Source organism: Mycolicibacillus trivialis (assembly GCF_002102395.1).
GTDB classification, from domain to species: Bacteria; Actinomycetota; Actinomycetes; order Mycobacteriales; family Mycobacteriaceae; genus Mycobacterium; species Mycobacterium triviale.
In genome coordinates, this window is record NZ_LQPZ01000029.1 from 82,782 (window position 1) to 101,807 (window position 19,026).

General features: G+C 71.1%; 21 protein-coding genes. 11 read left to right on the top strand and 10 right to left on the bottom strand.

Going from position 1 to position 19,026, the window contains the following annotated elements; all coding sequences use genetic code 11:
- The first annotated feature begins 7 nt into the window (after nt 1–7).
- Complete coding sequence (gene purF / locus AWC30_RS11550; RefSeq protein ID WP_085110373.1) at nt 8–1,543, top strand: amidophosphoribosyltransferase; 1,536 nt, start codon at nt 8–10, stop codon at nt 1,541–1,543.
- 48 nt (nt 1,544–1,591) lie between these two features.
- Nucleotides 1,592–2,668 carry a phosphoribosylformylglycinamidine cyclo-ligase gene (purM, locus tag AWC30_RS11555; protein WP_085110374.1) on the top strand — a complete coding sequence of 359 codons (1,077 nt, stop codon included), beginning with the start codon at nt 1,592–1,594 and terminating at the stop codon, nt 2,666–2,668.
- 11 nt (nt 2,669–2,679) lie between these two features.
- Here purM and AWC30_RS11560 read toward each other — a convergent pair whose 3' ends face one another.
- The gene (locus tag AWC30_RS11560) at nt 2,680–2,844 is read right to left on the bottom strand and encodes a DUF3073 domain-containing protein (RefSeq protein ID WP_085110375.1); all 165 of its coding nucleotides are present in this window, start codon (nt 2,842–2,844) and stop codon (nt 2,680–2,682) included.
- A gap of 117 nt (nt 2,845–2,961) precedes the next feature.
- Nucleotides 2,962–4,044 carry a CAF17-like 4Fe-4S cluster assembly/insertion protein YgfZ gene (gene ygfZ / locus AWC30_RS11565; RefSeq protein WP_085110376.1) on the bottom strand — a complete coding sequence of 361 codons (1,083 nt, stop codon included), beginning with the start codon at nt 4,042–4,044 and terminating at the stop codon, nt 2,962–2,964.
- Nucleotides 4,045–4,110: 66 nt separating this feature from the next.
- Here ygfZ and AWC30_RS11570 point away from each other — a divergent pair, with 66 nt between their 5' ends.
- On the top strand, nt 4,111–4,944 hold the full coding sequence (locus AWC30_RS11570) for an aminodeoxychorismate lyase (protein WP_207568433.1): 834 nt from the start codon (nt 4,111–4,113) through the stop codon (nt 4,942–4,944).
- 11 nt (nt 4,945–4,955) lie between these two features.
- Here the strand turns inward: AWC30_RS11570 and AWC30_RS11575 are convergent, their stop codons facing one another.
- The 7 genes from AWC30_RS11575 to lmeA form a co-directional block, all read right to left on the bottom strand.
- Entirely contained in the window at nt 4,956–5,603 is a 648-nt protein-coding gene (locus AWC30_RS11575; RefSeq protein WP_085110378.1) for a heme-binding beta-barrel domain-containing protein, read from the bottom strand.
- A 267-nt stretch (nt 5,604–5,870) separates the two neighbouring features.
- Nucleotides 5,871–6,173: a DUF1416 domain-containing protein gene (locus tag AWC30_RS11580; RefSeq protein WP_066854652.1), complete on the bottom strand. Its 303-nt coding sequence runs from the start codon at nt 6,171–6,173 to the stop codon at nt 5,871–5,873.
- Nucleotides 6,174–6,175: 2 nt separating this feature from the next.
- Nucleotides 6,176–7,009 carry a sulfurtransferase gene (locus AWC30_RS11585; RefSeq protein ID WP_085110379.1) on the bottom strand — a complete coding sequence of 278 codons (834 nt, stop codon included), beginning with the start codon at nt 7,007–7,009 and terminating at the stop codon, nt 6,176–6,178.
- Nucleotides 7,010–7,026: 17 nt separating this feature from the next.
- Nucleotides 7,027–7,482: a DUF4395 domain-containing protein gene (locus AWC30_RS11590; RefSeq protein ID WP_085110380.1), complete on the bottom strand. Its 456-nt coding sequence runs from the start codon at nt 7,480–7,482 to the stop codon at nt 7,027–7,029.
- A 96-nt stretch (nt 7,483–7,578) separates the two neighbouring features.
- On the bottom strand, nt 7,579–7,668 hold the full coding sequence (locus AWC30_RS18310) for an Ms5788A family Cys-rich leader peptide (protein ID WP_353612566.1): 90 nt from the start codon (nt 7,666–7,668) through the stop codon (nt 7,579–7,581).
- Between the two features lie 29 nt (nt 7,669–7,697).
- Nucleotides 7,698–8,099, bottom strand: coding sequence for a thioredoxin family protein (locus AWC30_RS11595; RefSeq protein ID WP_085110381.1), 402 nt, complete (start codon nt 8,097–8,099; stop codon nt 7,698–7,700).
- Nucleotides 8,096–8,893, bottom strand: coding sequence for a mannan chain length control protein LmeA (lmeA, locus tag AWC30_RS11600; protein WP_085110382.1), 798 nt, complete (start codon nt 8,891–8,893; stop codon nt 8,096–8,098). The genes AWC30_RS11595 and lmeA overlap by 4 nt, the downstream gene beginning before the upstream one ends.
- A gap of 168 nt (nt 8,894–9,061) precedes the next feature.
- Between lmeA and AWC30_RS11605 the strand changes: the two genes are divergently transcribed.
- The 8 genes from AWC30_RS11605 to pstA (AWC30_RS11640) all read left to right on the top strand — a co-directional run bounded on the left by AWC30_RS11605 (nt 9,062) and on the right by pstA (AWC30_RS11640) (nt 17,062).
- Nucleotides 9,062–9,850, top strand: coding sequence for a winged helix-turn-helix domain-containing protein (locus tag AWC30_RS11605; protein WP_085110383.1), 789 nt, complete (start codon nt 9,062–9,064; stop codon nt 9,848–9,850).
- On the top strand, nt 9,847–10,761 hold the full coding sequence (gene mshD, locus AWC30_RS11610) for a mycothiol synthase (RefSeq protein WP_085110384.1): 915 nt from the start codon (nt 9,847–9,849) through the stop codon (nt 10,759–10,761). The genes AWC30_RS11605 and mshD overlap by 4 nt, the downstream gene beginning before the upstream one ends.
- A 136-nt stretch (nt 10,762–10,897) precedes the next feature.
- Nucleotides 10,898–11,956 carry a phosphate ABC transporter substrate-binding protein PstS gene (gene pstS / locus AWC30_RS11615; protein WP_234808053.1) on the top strand — a complete coding sequence of 353 codons (1,059 nt, stop codon included), beginning with the start codon at nt 10,898–10,900 and terminating at the stop codon, nt 11,954–11,956.
- Nucleotides 11,957–11,990: 34 nt separating this feature from the next.
- Nucleotides 11,991–13,019, top strand: coding sequence for a phosphate ABC transporter permease subunit PstC (pstC, locus tag AWC30_RS11620; protein ID WP_085110386.1), 1,029 nt, complete (start codon nt 11,991–11,993; stop codon nt 13,017–13,019).
- Entirely contained in the window at nt 13,016–13,930 is a 915-nt protein-coding gene (gene pstA / locus AWC30_RS11625; protein WP_085110387.1) for a phosphate ABC transporter permease PstA, read from the top strand. Before pstC (AWC30_RS11620) ends, pstA (AWC30_RS11625) begins: the two co-directional genes overlap by 4 nt.
- 175 nt (nt 13,931–14,105) lie before the next feature.
- Complete coding sequence (gene pstS, locus AWC30_RS11630) at nt 14,106–15,230, top strand: phosphate ABC transporter substrate-binding protein PstS (RefSeq protein ID WP_085110388.1); 1,125 nt, start codon at nt 14,106–14,108, stop codon at nt 15,228–15,230.
- A gap of 3 nt (nt 15,231–15,233) precedes the next feature.
- Nucleotides 15,234–16,175 carry a phosphate ABC transporter permease subunit PstC gene (gene pstC, locus AWC30_RS11635; protein ID WP_085110389.1) on the top strand — a complete coding sequence of 314 codons (942 nt, stop codon included), beginning with the start codon at nt 15,234–15,236 and terminating at the stop codon, nt 16,173–16,175.
- Nucleotides 16,172–17,062 (top strand): phosphate ABC transporter permease PstA, encoded by an 891-nt coding sequence (gene pstA / locus AWC30_RS11640; protein WP_085110390.1) that lies wholly within the window; start codon nt 16,172–16,174, stop codon nt 17,060–17,062. The genes pstC (AWC30_RS11635) and pstA (AWC30_RS11640) overlap by 4 nt, the downstream gene beginning before the upstream one ends.
- Before the next feature lie 10 nt (nt 17,063–17,072).
- Here the strand turns inward: pstA (AWC30_RS11640) and AWC30_RS11645 are convergent, their stop codons facing one another.
- Entirely contained in the window at nt 17,073–18,995 is a 1,923-nt protein-coding gene (locus tag AWC30_RS11645) for a serine/threonine-protein kinase PknD (protein ID WP_085110391.1), read from the bottom strand.
- Between the last annotated feature and the right edge of the window lie 31 nt (nt 18,996–19,026).

A 19,026-nucleotide genomic window follows, 5' to 3' on the forward strand; every position in this document is an offset into this window, starting at 1 on the left:
CCCGATTGTGACCACGCAGCAGCCGCTCAATGCCGAGCAGCCGGAGAACCCGCCACGCGAGGAGTGCGGCGTATTCGGGGTCTGGGCACCGGGCGAAGAAGTCGCCAAGCTCACCTACTACGGCCTCTACGCGCTGCAGCACCGCGGCCAGGAGGCCGCCGGCATCGCCGTCGCCGACGGCGCCCAGATGCTGGTGTTCAAGGATCTCGGCCTGGTCAGCCAGGTGTTCGACGAGCAGACCCTGGTCGCGATGCCCGGCCATGTCGCGATCGGGCACTGCCGCTACTCCACCACCGGCTCCACCACCTGGGAGAACGCCCAGCCGGTGTTCCGCAACACCCCGGCGGGCACCGGGGTGGCACTCGGCCACAACGGCAACCTGGTCAACACCACCGAGTTGCTCAGCCGGGCGCGCAAGGCCGGGCTGATCCAGAACCAGGGCCTGGAGGCCGCCACCACCGACTCCGACGTGCTCGGGGCGCTGCTGGCGCACGGCTCGGCCGACACCAGCCTGGAGCAGGCCGCCCTGGACCTGCTGCCCACCGTGCGCGGCGCGTTCTGCCTGACCTTCATGGACGAGGACACCCTCTACGCCGCCCGCGACCCGCACGGCGTGCGGCCGCTGTCGCTGGGCCGGCTGGACCGCGGCTGGGTGGTGGCCTCGGAGACCGCGGCGCTGGACATCGTCGGCGCCTCCTTCGTCCGCGACATCGAACCCGGTGAACTGCTGGCCATCGACGCCGACGGGGTCCGCTCCACCCGCTTCGCCGAGCCCACCCCGAAGGGTTGCGCGTTCGAGTACGTCTACCTGGCCCGGCCGGACTCCACCATCGCCGGCCGCTCGGTGCACGCCACCCGGGTGGAGATCGGCCGCCGGCTGGCCCGCGAGGCCCCAGCCGACGCCGACCTGGTGATCGGGGTGCCCGAATCCGGCACCCCCGCCGCCGTCGGCTACGCCCAGGAGTCCGGCATCCCGTTCGGCCAGGGCCTGATGAAGAACGCCTACGTCGGCCGCACCTTCATCCAACCCTCCCAGACCATCCGCCAACTGGGCATCCGGCTCAAACTCAACCCGCTCAAGCACGTCATCCGGGGCCAGCGGCTCATCGTCGTCGACGACTCCATCGTGCGCGGCAACACCCAACGCGCGCTGGTGCGGATGCTGCGCGAGGCCGGGGCGCTGGAAGTGCACGTGCGCATCGCCGCACCGCCGGTGAAATGGCCGTGCTTCTACGGCATCGACTTCGCCTCCCCGGCCGAACTGATCGCCAACGCCGTCGACGACGAGACCGAGATGGTGGAGGCGGTGCGCCGCACGATCGGCGCCGACAGCCTCGGCTACGTCTCCAAGGAAGGCATGATCGCGGCCATCGAGCAGCCCGCCTCCCGGCTGTGTGCGGCCTGCTTCGACGGCAACTACCCGATCCCGCTGCCCGGCCACACCGCCCTGGGCAAGAACGTCGTCGAACAGATGCTGGCCACCACCGCCCGCGACGCGAGCAGCCCGGCCGCCGAGACCGTCGCCGCGCCGCAGCACCCGTAGGGACCGCAGCCACCCACACCGGGCGGCTGCCCGGTAACCTCTATCACGATGACGAAGCGCTCAGCCGGTGACCAGGGCGTCACCTATGCGGCGGCAGGGGTGGACATCGAGGCCGGGGAACGTGCCGTCGACCTGTTCAAGCCACTGGCCGCCAAGGCCACCCGACCCGAGGTCCGCGGCGGACTCGGCGGCTTCGCCGGCCTGTTCTCCCTGCGCGGCGACTACCGCGAGCCGGTGCTGGCCGCCTCCACCGACGGCGTCGGCACCAAACTGGCGATCGCGCAGGCCATGGACAAGCACGACACCGTCGGGCTGGACCTGGTCGCGATGGTCGTCGACGACCTGGTGGTCTGCGGCGCCGAGCCGCTGTTCCTGCAGGACTACATCGCCGTCGGCCGGGTGGTGCCCGAACGGGTCAGCGCGATCGTCGCCGGCATCGCCGACGGCTGCGTGCAGGCCGGCTGCGCCCTACTGGGCGGGGAGACCGCTGAGCACCCCGGCGTGATGGACCCCGACGCCTACGACATCTCCGCCACCGGGGTCGGGGTGGTGGAGGCCGACGACGTGCTCGGCCCCGACCGGGTCCGCCCCGGCGACGTGCTGATCGCGATGGGCTCCTCGGGGCTGCACTCCAACGGCTACTCGCTGGCCCGCTCGGTGCTGCTGGAGATCGACCGGATGAACCTGGGCGGCCACGTCGAGGAGTTCGGCCGCACCCTGGGCGAGGAGCTGCTCGAGCCGACCCGCATCTACGCCAAGGACTGCCTGGCACTCGCCGCCGAGACCCAGGTGCGCACCTTCTGCCACGTCACCGGCGGCGGACTGGCCGGCAACCTCGACCGGGTCATCCCGCACGGGCTGCAGGCCGAACTGGATCGCAGCACCTGGGCGCCCGCGCCGGTGTTCGCGATGATCGCCCAGCGCGGCCGGATCGCCCGCGCCGAGATGGAGAAGACCTTCAACATGGGCGTCGGGATGGTGGCGGTCGTGGCCCCGGAGGACACCGACCGTGCCCTGGCCGTCCTGACCGCCCGGCACCTGGACAGTTGGGTGCTCGGGACGGTCAAAAAGGGTGGTAAGGACGGACCGCGGGCCACGCTGGTGGGCCAGCACCCGCGGTTCTGACTACCGGGCGCTCAGCGCCGCCAGTCGTCGTCCCCGAATCGGTCGTCGCCGTCGGGGTCGGGGCGACCCCCACCGGACAGCTCCCGCTGGAGTCGTTCGAAGTCGGTCTGCGGAGAGCTGTACTTCAGTTCTCGTGCAACCTTCGTCTGCTTTGCCTTCGCCCGGCCGCGGCCCATCGGGGGACCCCCTCGCGCAATAACGGAGCGGCCCAACGTGCAGGCGGCTCCGATCTGTGTGTCTGTGTATTGTCCTGCCGACAGCTTACCGTGCCCTTCGGCGAGACGTGCCGATGGTCATCGCCCACGCAGTCGCTCCACGGCCAGCCGGCCCGCCCCGGGGGCGTCCGGCGGCGGCAGCGAGTCGGCGTCGATCACCGCCGCGACCTGCTCTTCCGCGCCGGTCACCAGCGCGGTGTCGGCGGGCAGACCCCGTTTGAGCAGCGCCAGCGCGATCGGGCCCAGCTCGGCGTGGTCGACGACCGTGCCCAGCCGGCCCACCGCACGCCCGCCGGCGCGCACCGGGTCGCCGGTCTCGGGGCGGTCGCTGGAGCCGTCCAGGTGCAGCAGCGCCAGCATCCGCGGCGGTTTGCCCAGGTTGTGCACCCGCGCGACGGTCTCCTGCCCGCGGTAGCAGCCCTTGTCCAGGTGCACCGCGGCCACGCCGGGGCCGCCGATCCAGCCGACCTCGTGCGGGATGGTGCGCTCGTCGGTGTCCACGCCCAGCCGCGGGCGCACCGCCGCCACCCGGTTCGCCTCGTAGGTCCACACCCCGGCCGGCCGCAGCCCGGCGCCGGTGAGGCGGGTGCGCAGTTCGCCGGCCTGCGCGGCCGGGACCAGCACGTCCAGTTCGATCGTGGCGGCGCCGGGGGTGCGGCGGACGAACCCGCCGTCGGGCAGCGGCAGCGCGGTCTGCTCGTCGGGCAGTGCGTCGACGCCGAGGGCGGCGGCCACCGCCGGGTCGGTCAGCGCCGGTCCCAGCAGTGACAGCACCGCCAGCTCGGCGGGTTCGACGGCCACGTCGGCCCAGAACACCATCGAACGCAGATACTTCGTCAGCGGTTCGCCGCGCCAGGGCTCGGTGTCGAGGTAGCTGACCCCGCCGAGGTCGGTCTGCAGCCAGTGATCTTGGACACGTCCCTGCCCGTCGAGGCAGAGGTTCTCGGTGCTGGCGCCGTCGGCGAGGTCGGCGACGTGCTGGGTACACAGGGTGTGCAGCCAGCTGAGGCGTTCGGGGCCGGTCAGCGTCACCACGGCACGGTGCGAGCGGTCGATGACCACCGCGGCGGTGGCCGCCGCGTTCTGCTCGCCCAGGGGGTCGCCGTAATGCCAGGTCGCTCCGGTGTCGGGTCCGTTCTCGGGGGCGGGGACGGCGTTCATGCCCTCAACTGTACGAGCGTGCCAGTCCGCTGGATAGGCTGCTGCGCTATGAGCAGCGTTCCCGCGGTGATCGTCACGCTGGACGGCCGCACCCATCCGTTCGACGCGCCGCTGCTGCACGCCGACGACCTGGCCGCGCTGCGCGGCGACGGCGTCTTCGAGACCCTGCTGGTGCGCGGCGGCCGGGCCTGCCTGGTCGATGCGCATGTGCAGCGGCTGTCCCAGTCGGCGGCGATGATGGACCTGCCCGCCCCCGACGAGGGGGCCTGGCGGCAGGCGATCGAGACCGCGGTGGCGCAGTGGCCGGCCGACCGGGAGGGCGCGCTGCGGCTGGTCTACAGCCGCGGCCGGGAGAGCGGCACCACCCCGACGGCCTACGTGATGATCACCGCGGTGGCGTCGCGTATCCAGGCCACCCGGGAGAACGGGGTCGCGGCGATCACGCTGCAGCGCGGGTTGCCCAGCGGCGCGGAGTCGTGGCTGCTGGCCGGGGCGAAGACGCTGTCCTACGGGGTGAACATGGCCGCGCTGCGCCATGCCGCCCGCCAGGGCGCCGACGACGTGATCTTCCTCAGCCCCGACGGCAGCGTGCTGGAGGGCCCGCGTTCGACGGTGGTGATCGCCGGCGTCGACGGCCGCACGCTTGCTACTCCGCCGCATTCGCAGCCGATTCTGGCCGGCACCACCCAGCAGGCGCTGTTCGCGGTGGCCGAGGAGGCCGGCTATCGCTGCGAGTACCGCCAGTTGCGGCTGGCCGATCTGCGTTCGGCGGGCGGGGTGTGGCTGGTCTCGAGCATGACGTTGACCGCGCGGGTGCACACCCTCGACGGCGAGGCGCTGGCGGACCCTGCGCGGGCCGCGGAGTTCGTCGCGCTGGTGGACGCCGCGGTCGCGCGCTGAGGGTGCGCGCGTCAGCCCACGAAACGCGACAGCCGCGCGGACAGATGCGGGACCAGCGTGCCGTCGGCGTCCACCCGCTCCTCGACGTAGGCCAGGTCGCCGTCCTCGACGATGCCGTAGAGCCGTTTGGCGCCGCCGACCAGCACGCCGGACTTGCTGCGGGCCAGCGCGTCGGTGGCCAGCTCCCAGGATGACTGGCTGCGCGGATGGCCGTAGAACAGTTCGATGTAGCCCACCGAATGCGCCAGCAGCAGCTCGATGGCCTGCGTCTCGGCCGGGTCGTCGGGATCCTCGATGAACCGCCAGAACCCGACCTCGCGCAGCGCCTGGCGCTGGTAGGCGCCGTCGTCGTCGAGGCGCCACATGCGCGCCTCCCAGTTCAGGTAGTCCCCGCCGTCGTGGGAGACGACGATCTGCTGACCGAACCGGTAGTCGCCGGCGCTGTCGCGACCGGTGCCCTCCCCGCGCCACACCCCGACCAGCGGCAGCAGCGCCAGCAGGGTGTCCTGCAGGTCGGCGCCGTGCCGCAGGTTGGCGGTGTCGGCGGGTACCGGCAGGTCGTCGAAGGTGGGGATGTTGCGGTCGGCGGTCTTGCGCGCCCGCTCCGCGGCGGCCGACACCGCGCGGTCACCCGAACCGGGGGTCGGCCCTGCGGTCACGACTCGTCGGTGATCTGCCGGTAGAGGACGTAGAGCGCGAACCAGGTGATGGCCGCGGTGGCCGCCACAAGCATGATCTCGAAGAACAACACCACGATGGTCAGTCTAAGGGCAGCCCCGCGTCGCCAGCCGACCGGGAGTCCGGTCGGTTGGGGACGCCCAGCACGCCGTCGCCAGCCGACCGGGAGCCCGGTCGGGACGCACGGCCCGTCGCCCCCGGCCGCCGGGGACTCCGGACGGCCGGGGACGACCCCTCGGGGCCGTGCCTCAGGCGATCTTGACGTCGACTTCGTGGATGCCGGTGCCCGACGGGGTGATCACCGCGTCACCGTTGCCGGCCGGGGAGAGCGCACGCAGCGTCCAGGACCCGGGAGCGGCGAAGAACCGGAAGTCACCGGTGGCCGACGCGACCACCTCGGCGGTGAACTCATCCGAGGCGTCCAGCAGACGCACGAACGCGCCACCGACCGCCTGACCGGAGCCGTCCACCACCCGACCGGTGATGACCGTCTCCTTCTCCGGGTCGACGCCCGCGGGCAGGGTCTGTCCTTGTTTCGGTGCAGAGCACATATTCAGCTTCCCAACTCGATCGGGGCCCCCACCAGGGAGCCGTATTCCACCCAACTGCCGTCATAGTTTTTGACGTTCTGATGTCCCAGCAGTTCCTGCAGCACGAACCAGGTGTGCGAGGAGCGCTCCCCGATCCGACAGTAGGCAATGGTTTCCTTGCTGGTGTCCAGGCCGGCGTCCGCGTAGAGCTTGGTCAGCTCGTCGTTGGACTTGAAGGTGCCGTCCTCGTTGGCCGCCTTGCTCCACGGCACGTTGATGGCGCCGGGGACGTGGCCACGCTGCTGGCTCTGTTCCTGCGGCAGATGCGCAGGCGCAGAGATCTTTCCGGAGAACTCCTCCGGCGAGCGGACGTCGACCAGGTTCTTCTCCCCGATCGCGGCGATCACGTCGTCGCGGAACGCGCGGATGCTGTTGTCCAGCGGCTGCGCGGTGTAGGAGGTCGCCGGCCGGTTGACCGTGTCGGTGGTCAGCGGACGACCGTCCAGCTCCCACTTCTTGCGCCCGCCGTCGAGCAGCTTGACGTTCTGGTGCCCGTAGGACTTGAAGTACCAGTAGGCGTAGGCGGCGAACCAGTTGTTGTTGCCGCCGTAGAGGATCACGGTGTCGTCGTTGGCGATGCCGCGCTCGCTGAGCAGTTTCGAGAACTGCTGGGCGTCAACGAAATCGCGCTTCACCGGGTCCTGCAGGTCCTTGCGCCAGTCCAGCTTCACCGCACCGGGGATGTGCCCGGTGTCGTAAGCGCTGACGTCTTCGTCGACCTCGACGAAGACCGTCTTCTCGGCGTCGAGATTGTTCTGGGCCCACTCGGTGGAGACCAGAACATCGGAACGAGCCATGGTGGAGATCCTTTCGGTTACTTGGTGATAGGGGTCAGACGGGAAAACAGCGGATACAGCTGGCAGCCCAGGCAGATGCCGAAGGCCGCGTTGAGGAACGCCGCCGCCAGCGCGAACGCGGTGGCGACGAATCCGATCAGGGGGACACCCGCGGCGAAGCCGGCCAGGCCCACCACCGCGAACGCCAGGCCGACGAGTTGGGCGAAGCGCAGCGGCGCCACCGGCTCACGCTCACGCACCGGGGTCAGGCGCGGGGCGACGAACCGGGCGAACACCTGCCCGTAGGGGTGCCGACGCGGCCCGCCGAGGGCGCCTGCGGCGAACACCGCGGCCTGCACACCCAGCAGCACCGCCGCCGCGACCGCGCTGACCGGCGCGATCAGCAGCACCGCGGTCAGCACCGCGCTGGTCACCCAGGCGCTGAACCGCGGGCCGCGCACGTCGACGGTGCCGACGGTGGGGGTGGTGGACATCGTGATACTCCTGCTGCTCTGCTGATGGATGGGCCGAGGGGCCGGGGTGGAGTCCAGCCATACCGGCTGCTCCGGGCGCGGAAAGCGACGCGCCGACTAGCGACAGCGACAACAGCAGCAACCCGCAACGCGGCACAGGTCCACTGCGCGGCGCTTGGTGAGCACAAGCTCAAGGCGGGCTAACACGCGGGACAGCTTACCCAATGCCTGCCCTGTCAAGCCAGCAGAGCCCGCAACGCCGAGCGCAGCGCCTCCGCCGTCGGGACCCCCGAGGCCCGGAACCGCTGCCTTCCCTCGGCGTCGAAGATGAACGTCGTCGGCAACGACAGCACCGAAAGTGCCCGGGCGGCAACGGGATCGGCGTCCATGTCGATCTCGTTGTGGGCGACGTCCAGCTCGGTGCAGACCTGCTCGACCACCCGGCGCACCGCCACGCACGGCCCGCACCACGGCGCCGAGACGTGCACCACGGTCGGGCCGCTGCGCGACAGTCCCAGCAGTTCGGGGTCGGCCACCGCCCCGTCGGCTTCGCGCAGCACCCCGCCGCGGCGGGACAGCAGCCAGCCGGCCAGCGCGGCCAGGCCCAGCCCGACCGCCAGCACCAGCAGCGCGGTCACGACGGCCGGAATCCCGCCAGGTCGACGGTGACGTCGTGGACGATGCCCTCGATGATCACGTCGGAGCCGCGCGCACCCCAACTGGTCGGATCCACCCGGTAGGGCAGGGTCTGGTCGGGCAGCCGGGCGGCGAACGCCTCGAGCACCGCCTCGCGCTTGTCGTCGGGGACCTGCTGGTTGGCGGTGTCTGCGCCGGTGAGGATGTCGGTGGGGGTGATCACCAGAATGTTGCGGGCGGGGCCGTCGACGGTCAGGTCCACCGCGACGCTGACCCGCTCATCGAAGCCGGCGGATTCGGGGGTGCCGGTGAACACCAGCCCGCGGCTGCGCGAGATCCCCGATTCGGTGGTGCCGCCGGTGGCGTCGTTGGTGTCGACGCGCGGCGCCTCCACCATCAGGTCGGTGACGCCGATGAATTTGCCCAGGTGCCGCGAGTCGATGATGATGCGGCTCTCCAGCATCCCGACGGTCAGCGTGGCGTCCGGCGCGATCAGCCAGGACCGGTCGACCAGCCCGATGTCGTGCATGGTGGCTTCCAGCGTGGCGGTCTCCACCTGCGGGTGGCGCACCGCGACGGCCTTGATCTCCAGCTCCCGGTAGTGGTCGGCGCGGGCCTGCGGAAGGAACGGGAACGCCAGGATCGCCACATTCGGGTCGTGGTCGAGCCGGGCCGCCTCGCGCACCGACTTCGACAGCCGGTATTCGGCGTAGATGCTCGTCCCGAAGTCGACGCCGAGGGCCACCAGCACCACCGCGAACACCGTCGCCAACCCGCCGACCCAGACCTTGCGCACCCGATCATTGTGAACCAGACCGCGGCGCGGATCGCCCACAGCGCCCCGCGGCGCGGTGAAACAGCAGGTGGCGCGTTATCGTTAGACCACCTGGTGCCCAACGGAGTGTGGCCGGAAGAACGAGGGGCACAAGCCGCGGGCGGTGCTCCCCGACGTTGGAGGGCCCTGTTGGAGCTGCTGTTATTGACCGCCGATCCGCATCCCGACACCGTCCTGCCCGCGCTGTCGCTGCTGAGCCACGCGGTGCACACCGAGCCGCCCGACCCGGCCGCGCTGCTGGCGGTCGAGGACGCCGAGGCGGTCCTCGTCGACGCGCGCAGCGATCTGGTTGCGGTGCGCAAACTGTGCCAGCTGATCAGCTCGACCGACCGCTCGGTGCCGGTGATCGCCGTGGTCACCGAGGGCGGGCTGGTCGCGGTCAACGCCGACTGGGGCCTGGCCGACATCCTGCTTCCCGCGGCCGGGCCCGGCGAGATCGACGCGCGGCTGCGGCTGGCCGTGGGGCGCGGCGAGGAGTCCGACGACGACCACAACCACCAGATAGTGTTGGGCGAACTGGTGATCGACGAGGGCACCTACACCGCGCGGGTGCGCGGCCGGCCGCTGAACCTCACCTACAAGGAGTTCGAACTGCTGAAGTATCTGACCCAGCACGTGGGCCGGGTCTTCACCCGGGTCCAGCTGCTGCAGGAGGTGTGGGGCTATGACTTCTTCGGCGGCACCCGCACCGTCGACGTCCACGTCCGCCGGCTGCGCGCCAAGCTCGGCCCCGAATACGAGTCGGTGATCGGCACCGTGCGCAACGTCGGCTACAAGGCCGTGCTGCCCAGCCGGGCGCGCGGCGCCGCGGGCACCGCGGTCGCCGGCGACGCAGCCGACGAGGCAGCCCCCGACGCAGCCGACGAGGCAGCCCCCGACGCAGCCGACGACGCCCCCGACCCGCAGCACGCGCCGTGACCGCCGACGGCTGGCAGACCCGGCTGAGCGCCCGCGAGCAGCAGTACGTGCGGGCCCTCATCGCCGCGGCCACCGACACCGACCGGGTCGCCCCGGTCGGCGACCAGGTGCTGCGCGCGCTGACCGGCGAGACCACCGAGCACCTGCTGATCCACGTCGACGACACCCTGGCCGGCTACCTCAACCTCGCCCCGGCCCGCGACGACGCCCCACCGATGTCGGAGCTGGTCGTGCACCCCCGCCGGCGACACCGGGGCATCGGCACCACGCTGGTGCGCGCCGCCCTGGCCCGCTCCGGGCAGGCGAGCCGGTTCTGGGCGCACGGCACCCTGGCCCCGGCGCGGGCCACCGCCGAAAAAACCGGCCTGGTCGCGGTGCGCGAACTGGTCCAGATGCGCCGCAGCCTGCACGACGTGCCCGCGCCGCGCCCCGCCGCCGGGGTGACGATCCGCTCCTACGCCGGCGCCGCCGACGACGCCGAGCTGCTGCGGGTCAACAACGCCGCGTTCTCCTGGCACCCGGAGCAGGGTGGCTGGAGCGCCGCCGACCTCACCGACGAGCTCAACCAGCCGTGGGTCGACCCCGCCGGGCTGTTCCTGGCGTTCGACGACACCGACCCGCAGACCCTGCTGGGCTTCCACTGGACCAAGATCCACCCCGATAAACCCGGCCTCGGCGAGGTCTACGTCGTCGGCGTCGACCCCGCCGCCCAGGGCCGCGGGCTGGGCCGGGTGCTCACCGCGGTCGGGGTGGCCTGGCTGGCCGAGCGACTCGCCGACGCGCAGAACCCGACCGTCATGCTCTACGTGGAGGCCGACAACACCGCCGCCGTGCACACCTACCAGCAACTCGGGTTCGACGTGCACAGCGTCGACACCGCCTACCAGCGCAGCGACGCCACGCCCCGGTGACCGGTCGGACTGTTAACCCGGCGTTCACCACCGCCGCCTAGCTTGCCCTGAGCCGCGTCCAGCAACGACCAGGAAACGCAGATTGGCACTCACCGGCCGAACGAAGACCGCCCTGGGGGCGACAGCGGTGGCGACCGTGACGGCGCTCACCGGCTGCGGCAGCGACGACAACCTCGGACCCGGCCCCGACCTGTCCGGGGTGGTCGCCGACTGCACCGGCAAGTCGACGCTGACCGGGGAGGGCTCCACCGCCCAGCAGAACGCGATCGCGCTGTTCGACCAGGTGTGGGCCCGGATCTGCCCCGGTAAGAAGGTCGCCTACAACCCGACCGGCTCCGGTGCGGGCCGCGAGCAGTTCATCGCCGGGCAGGTCGACTTCGCCGGCTCGGATAGCCCGCTGACCGAGCGCCAGCGCGACGCCGCCCGACGCCGCTGCCAGGACCACCCGGCCTGGAACCTGCCGCTGGTGTTCGGGGCGGTCGCGATGGCCTACAACCTCGACGACAGCATCGATCAGACGCTGACCGTCACCCCCGACCTGCTCGCCGACATCTTCGCCGGTCGGCTGACCCGCTGGTCGGACCCGGCACTGGCCGCGGTCAACCCCGGCGTGGCGCTGCCGGATCTGGAGATCACCCCGATCTACCGCTCGGACTCCTCGGGCACCACCGACAACGTCCAGAAGTACCTGTCGATCGCCGCGCCGAACGCCTGGACCGCCGGGGCCGGCACCGAGTTCCAAGGCGGGGTCGGCGAGGGCGCGCAGAAGTCGGCCGGGGTGGTGCAGGCCGTGCAGGCCACCCCGGGCTCGATCGGCTACGTCGAGAAGGGCTTCGCCGACCAGGCCAACCTGACCTACGCCCGGATCGACAGCGGCTCGGGCCCGGTCGCGTTGACCGACGACGCCGCCGGCCGCGCGGTCGACGCCGCCGCGTTCGCCGGCGACGGCCACGACCTGGTCCTCGACCTGGACTCGCTGTACGGCGCGACCCTGCCCGGCGCCTACCCGCTGGTGCTGACCACCTACGAGATCGTCTGCTCCGGCGGCTACGCCCCGGGCGCGGCCACCGCGGTCAAATCCTTCCTGCTCGCCGCCGCCGAGCACGGGCAGGACACCCTGCCTCCGGCCGGCTACGTGCCCCTGCCCGCCCGGTTCACCGAGCGACTTGTAGCGTCGATCGAAGCGATCCAGTGACCGGCCGGAGCCCCGCGACAGGGATGGGACAGCGATGACCACACCGAATCCGGCCGACGCCGGTTCGGGGGAGATCGCCGGCCACCCGCACCCGGCCGTCGCGCCCGCAGCCGTCCCCCCGGAGGCGGGCCGGGTCAAAACCCACCTGGGCGACCGGATCTTCCGCACCCTAGCGGTGGGCTCGGGCGGCTTCATCGTCGCGCTGATCGGCGCGATCGGGCTGTTTCTGCTGTGGCGGGCCATCCCGGCGCTGGCCCGCAACAAGGAGAACTTCTTCACCTACGGCGGCAACTGGATCACCACCGACACCTCCGCGATGCACTTCGGGGTGCTGGAGCTGGTGCAGGTCACCGTGTTCGTGTCGGTGTTCGCGCTGCTGCTGGCCATGCCGGTCGCGCTCGGGGTGGCGATCTATCTCACCGCCTACGCACCGCGGCGGCTGGTGGCCCCGCTGAGCTACCTGGTGGACCTGCTGGCCGCGGTGCCGTCGATCATCTACGGCGTCTGGGGCCTGTACGTGCTGGCGCCGTGGCTGCGCCCGATCGCGTTGTGGCTCAACGAACATCTGGGCTGGCTGTTCCTGTTTTCCACCGGCAACGCCTCGGTGGGCGGCGGCGGCACGGTGTTCACCGGCGGCATCGTGCTGGCGGTGATGATCCTGCCGATCATCGCCGCGGTGGCCCGGGAGGTGTTCGTTCAGACCCCGCAGGGCCAGATCGAGGCCGCCCTGGCGCTCGGCGCCACCCGCTGGGAGGTCATCAAGACCACCGTGCTGCCGTTCGGCCGGTCCGGGTTCGTCAGCGGCGCGATGCTCGGGCTGGGCCGCGCGTTGGGTGAGACCATCGCGCTGCTGATCATCCTGCGCGGCACCCAGAAGGCGTTCGGTTGGTCGCTGTTCGACGGCGGGTTCACCTTCGCCTCCAAGATCGCCGCCACCGCCTCGGAGTTCAACGACCAGTACAAGGCGGGCGCCTACATCGCCGCGGGCCTGGTGCTGTTCGTGCTGACCTTCGTGGTCAACGCCGCCGCCCGCGCCGCGGTCACGATGGGGAGCAGCCGATGACCACCCTGTTGGACCGCCCGGTCAAGGAACGCACCTTCGCCGGCCTGGGCTGGCGGCGCCGGCTGGCCGACCGCGCCGCGACGGTGCTGGTCACCGCCGCCATGCTGGCCGCTCTGGCGCCGCTGGTCTGGGTGCTCTACGCGGTGGTCACCAAGGGCTTCCACGCCATCACCAACACCACCTGGTGGTGGCACTCGCAGGCCGGCATGACCGCCTTCTCCGCAGGCGGCGGGGCGTATCACGCCATCGTCGGCACCGTCCTGCAGGGACTGGTGTGCGCGGCGATCTCCATCCCGATCGGGGTTTTCGTCGCGATCTATCTGGTGGAGTACGGCGCGGGCACCCGGCTGGGCAAGCTGACGACATTCATGGTCGACATCCTCACCGGGGTGCCCTCGATCGTGGCCGCACTGTTCATCTACGCACTGTGGGTGGCCACGCTGGGCGCCGAACGCTCCGGGCTGGCGGTCTCGCTGTCGCTGGTGCTGTTGATGATCCCGGTGATCGTGCGCTCTGCCGAGGAGATGCTCACCGTGGTCCCGATGGACCTGCGGGAGGCCAGTTACGCACTCGGCGTGCCGAAGTGGAAGACGATCGTGCGCATCGTGATCCCGACGTCGCTGTCGGGCATCGTCACCGGGATCATGCTGGCGCTGGCGCGGGTGATGGGGGAGACCGCCCCGCTGCTGGTGCTGGTCGGCTACGCCAAGGCGATGAACTTTGACATGCTGTCGGGGTTCATGGGGTCGCTGCCCGGGATGATGTACGACGAGACCTCCGCGGGCGCGGGCACCAACGTCATCCCCACCGACCGGATGTGGGGTGCCGGGCTGACGCTGATCCTGCTGATCGGGGTGCTCAACGTCGGGGCCCGGCTGGCCGCGCGGCTCTTCGCGCCGAAGAAGGTCTGAGCCGCCAAGACCGGCCCGGCTGGGGCTTGGCTGTCAACTCGCTGGGTATGCACGTCGCGACCATTCCCATTGCGGCACCGCGCTGTTAGCGTCGAATCCAGCGCGGATCCGCACGACGAGACGACCCCGGGGGCAGTGTCCCCGAGGCGTTCCCTACCGTTCGAAGGAACCCAACATGAACCTCCAGCGATTCGGCGCGGCATTCTCCGTTCTGGCCACCAGTGCACTGCTGGTGTCGGCCTGCGGCAGCGAGGACAACACCACCAACGAGGGCGCGGAGAGCCCGGGGGAGACCTCGCATGCCTCGTCGGCCGGGGTGGACTGCGGCGGCCAGAAGACCTTGAAGGCCAGCGGATCCACCGCCCAGGAGAACGCGATGGCCCGTTTCGTCATCGCCTTCCAGGATGCCTGCGACCAGACGGTCAACTACACCGCCAACGGATCCGGCGCCGGCATCAACGAATTCCTGGGCAATGAAACCGATTTCGGCGGCTCCGACGTACCGCTCAGCCCGGACGAGGCGACCCGCGCCCAGCAGCGCTGCACCTCACCGGCCTGGAACCTGCCGGTGGTGTTCGGCCCGATCGCGGTCACCTACCACCTCGGTGACGTGAACTCGCTGATCCTCGACGGCCCCACCCTGGCGAAGATCTTCAACGGCACCATCACCGACTGGGGCGACCCGGCGATCGCCGCGCTCAACCCCGACACCACGCTGCCCGCCGAACCGATCCACGTGATCTTCCGCAGCGACGAGTCCGGCACCACCGACAACTTCCAGCAGTACCTCGACGCCGCCTCCGACGGCGCCTGGGGCAAGGGCGCGGGCAAGACGTTCAACGGCGGGGTCGGTGAGGGCGCCAAGGGCAACGACGGCACCTCGGCGGCGATCAAGTCCACCGAGGGCTCCATCACCTACAACGAGTGGTCGTTCGCCCAGGCCGAGAAGCTGAACATGGCCCGCATCGTCACCTCCGCGGGTCCGGACCCGGTGGCCATCAGCGCCGACTCGGTCGGCAAGACCATCGGCGGGGCCACCATCAAGGGCCAGGGCAACGACCTGGTGCTCGACACGGTGTCGTTCTACAAGCCCACCGAGGCCGGCGCCTACCCGATCGTGCTGGCCACCTACGAGATCGTCTGCTCGAAGTACCCCGACGCGCAGACCGGCACCGCGGTCAAGGCATTCCTGCAGGCCACCATCGGCGCGGGACAGGACGGGCTCGCCGAGCACGGCTACATCCCAATCCCGGACACCTTCAAGTCTCGGCTGTCCACCGCGGTCGACGCCATCTCCTAGACCGTGCGCGTGAGCGCGCCGCAGGGCCGGCGCGGTGACCGGGTGTTCGCCGGCGCGGCGGCCGCCGCCGGGCTGACGATCGTGGTGGCCATCGCGCTGATCGCCGTCTTCCTGCTGGTGCACGCGCTGCCCGCGCTGCGCGCCAACCACGCGAACTTCCTGACCAGCGCGCAGTTCGACACCACCGACGCCGACCGACTGGCGTTCGGGGTGCGCGACCTGTTCATGGTCACCGTGCTCAGCTCGCTGTGGGCGCTGGTCCTGGCGGTGCCGATCGCGATCGGGATCGCGGTGTTCCTCACCCAGTACGCACCGGCGCGGCTGGCCCGGCCGTTCGGCGCCCTGGTCGACCTTCTCGCCGCGGTGCCCTCGATCGTGTTCGGGCTGTGGGGCATCTTCGTGCTGGCCCCGCGGCTGGAGCCGGTGGCGGGCGTACTCAACCGGCACCTGGGCGGGTTCTTCCTGTTCGCCTCCGGTGACGTCTCGCTGGCCGGCGGCGGCAACATCTTCACCGCCGGGGTGGTGCTGGCGGTGATGGTGCTGCCGATCGTCACCTCGGTGTCCCGGGAGGTGTTCCGCCAGACCCCGGCCTCCCACCAGGAGGCCGCCCAGGCCCTCGGCGCCACCCGATGGGAGGTGGTGCGCATGACCGTGCTGCCCTACGGCCGCAGCGGGGTGATCGCCGCGGCCATGCTGGGTTTGGGCCGCGCGCTGGGCGAGACGGTGGCGGTGCTGATCATCCTGCGGGCCGCCGCCGAACCGGGACGCTGGTCGCTGTTCGACGGCGGCTACACGTTCGCCTCCAAGATCGCCTCGGCCGCTTCGGAATTCAGTGAGCCGCTGCCGACCGGGGCCTACATCTCCGCCGGCTTCGTGCTGTTCGTGCTGACCTTCATCGTCAACGCCGCCGCCCGCGCGGTCGCCGGGCAGAAGGTCAACGGATGAGCACCCCGGTCAAAGACCCCCGGCATCCGATCGCGCTGCGCCGCCGGGTCGTCAACCGGTTGGCGACGCTGTTCTTCTTCGGCTCGTTTGCGGTGGCACTGGTTCCGCTGTTCTGGCTGCTGTGGGTCGTCGTCGCCCGCGGCTGGTACGCGGTCACCCGCGCGCACTGGTGGACCCACTCGCTGCGCGGCGTGTTGCCCGAACAGTTCGCCGGCGGGGTCTACCACGCGCTCTACGGAACCCTGGTGCAGGCGGCCACCGCCGCCGCGCTGGCGGTCCCGCTGGGACTGATGGTCGCGGTGTACCTGGCCGAATACGGCCGGAGCAGGGTGGCGCGGCTCACCACGTTCATGGTCGACGTGCTGGCCGGAGTGCCCTCGATCGTGGCGTCACTGTTCATCTTCAGCCTGTGGATCGCCACCCTCGGGCTGGAGCAGAGCGCATTCGCGGTGTCGCTGGCGCTGGTGCTGCTGATGTTGCCGGTGGTGGTGCGCTCGGCCGAGGAGATGCTGAAGCTGGTCCCCGACGAACTGCGGGAAGCCGCCTACGCCTTGGGGATCCCGAAATGGCGCACGATCGTTCGGGTGGTGACCCCGGTGGCGCTGCCCGGCATCGTCTCCGGGGTGCTGCTGGCGCTGGCCCGCATCATCGGCGAGACCGCGCCGGTGCTGGTGCTGGTCGGCTACAGCCGCTCGATCAACTACAACGTCTTCGAGGGCAACATGACCTCGCTGCCGCTGCTGATCTACACCGAATTGAGCAACCCCGAGCACGCCGGGTTCCTGCGGGTGTGGGGTGCGGCGCTGACCCTGATCATCGTGGTGGCGGTGATCTACCTGGGGGCGGGCGTCATCACCCGGCTGCTGGCGTGGCGGCGCGGCTGGTGAGACCGCCGGCTCAGTGCGCGGCGAGCCGCACCACCCGGTCGTTGCCGCGGTCGGCGACGAAGACGTTGCCGGAGTGGTCCACCGCCACGTCCAGCGGGGTGTTGAGCCCGGTGATCGGCAGCTCGGTGGGGGCGTTGGAGCCGGCGGGCAGCTTCACCACCTTGTGGGCGTCGTGTTCGGTGACGTACACCGCACCGGTGTCGTCGACCGCGATGCCCCACGGCACCGCCAGCCCGGTGAACGGCAGCACCGCCTGGGTGTCGGAGCCCGCGGGCAGCTTGAGCACCCGGTCGTTGTCGGAGTCGGTGACGTAGGCCGCGCCGGACTTGTCCACCGCGACCCCGTCGGGGTTCTGTAATCCGTTGAACGGCAGAACCGTTTGGGCAGTGGCGCCGGCGGCCAGTTCGACCACCCGGTCGTTGCCGCGGTCGGCGACGAAGACGTCACCGGCGTCGTCGACCGCCAACCCCTCGGGGTAGGTCAACCCGGTGAACGGCAACTCCTTCTGGTCGGTGGAGCCGGGGTCGAGCTTGACCACCCGGTTGTTGAAGTCGGTGACGTAGACCGCGCCGGACTTGTCGACCGCCACGCCCTGCGGCTCGTAGAGGCCGGTGAACGGCAGTTCGGTCGGGGAGCTGGAGCCCGGGGCCAGTTTGACCACCCGGCCGTACATCCCCTGGTTGGTGACGTAGACGTTGCCGTCGCCGTCGAGCGCCACCCCGCCGGGGGACAGCCGGAAGCTCAGGCCGTTGAACGGCAGCACCGACTGGCCGGGGGCGGCGGTCCAGTCGCCGGTGGCCGGCGAGGACCCGTCGCGGCTGAGGATGACGCCGAGGATCGCCGCTCCGGCGACGACGATCACCGCGGCGATCGCGGCCAACACCAGCCAGCGGCGGCTGCGGCGGTGTTCGGTGCGGGCGAACTGCGGCGGGACGTCCGGCGGCGGGGTCTGCGGCGGTGTGGCCGGCGGGGCCTCGGTGAACGCCCGGGCCATCGTCGCCGCGCCCGACGCCACCGGGGCGGCCATGGTCGGCGCCGGGCCCGACGGGTCGGCGTCGTGCTCCAGGATCGCGGCGGCCTGATGCTGTTCGGGGGCGGACAGTGCGCCGAGTGCGGCGATCGCCAGGTCCCCGGCGGTGGCGTAGCGGTCCTCGGGGCGTTTGGCCATGCCGCGGGCGATCACGTGGTCCAGTGCGGGCGGGATCGCGCCGGGACGCTGGGTGCTGGGCCGCGGGGCCGGTTCCATCAGGTGCGCGGCGACCAGCCGCTCGATGCTCACCGACGGGTAGGGCGGGGACCCGGTCAGCGCCTCGTCCATCACGCAGGCCAGTGAATAGATGTCCGAGCGGTAGGTGACCTCGTCGTCGGTGAACCGCTCGGGGGCCATGTAGTTGTAGGTGCCCATCGCGGTGCCGGTCTGGGTCAGGGCCGGGTCGGTCGCGGCGCGGGCCAGCCCGAAGTCGACCAGGTAGGCGAAGTCGTCGTCGGTGACCAGGATGTTCTCCGGTTTGACGTCGCGGTGGGTGATGCCCGCGGCGTGCGCGGCGTCGAGCGCGGCGGCGACCTGCCGCACGATCGCCACCGCCCGGGCCGGGCTGAGCGGCCCGAAGCGGCGCAGCCGGGTGCGCAGGTCGATGCCGTTGATCAGCCGCATGTCGACGAAGAACAGCCCGTCGATCTCGCCGTAGTCGTGGATCGGCACCACGTGCGGTTCGGTGAGCCGGCCGGCGGTGTCGGCCTCGCGCTGCAGGCGGGCGCGGAATACCGGGTTGCCGGAGAACTGCTGGGAGATCAGTTTCAGCGCCACCACCCGGCGCTTGCGGGTGTCCTCGGCCTCGTAGACCTCGCCCATGCCGCCGTGGCCCAGCAGCCGCCGTAATTGATAGGGCCCGAACAATGTTCCGGTTCGTGAGCCCGCTGCGGTGTCGTTCACCGTGCCGCTCCCTTCATCCTGTCCGCGCGGG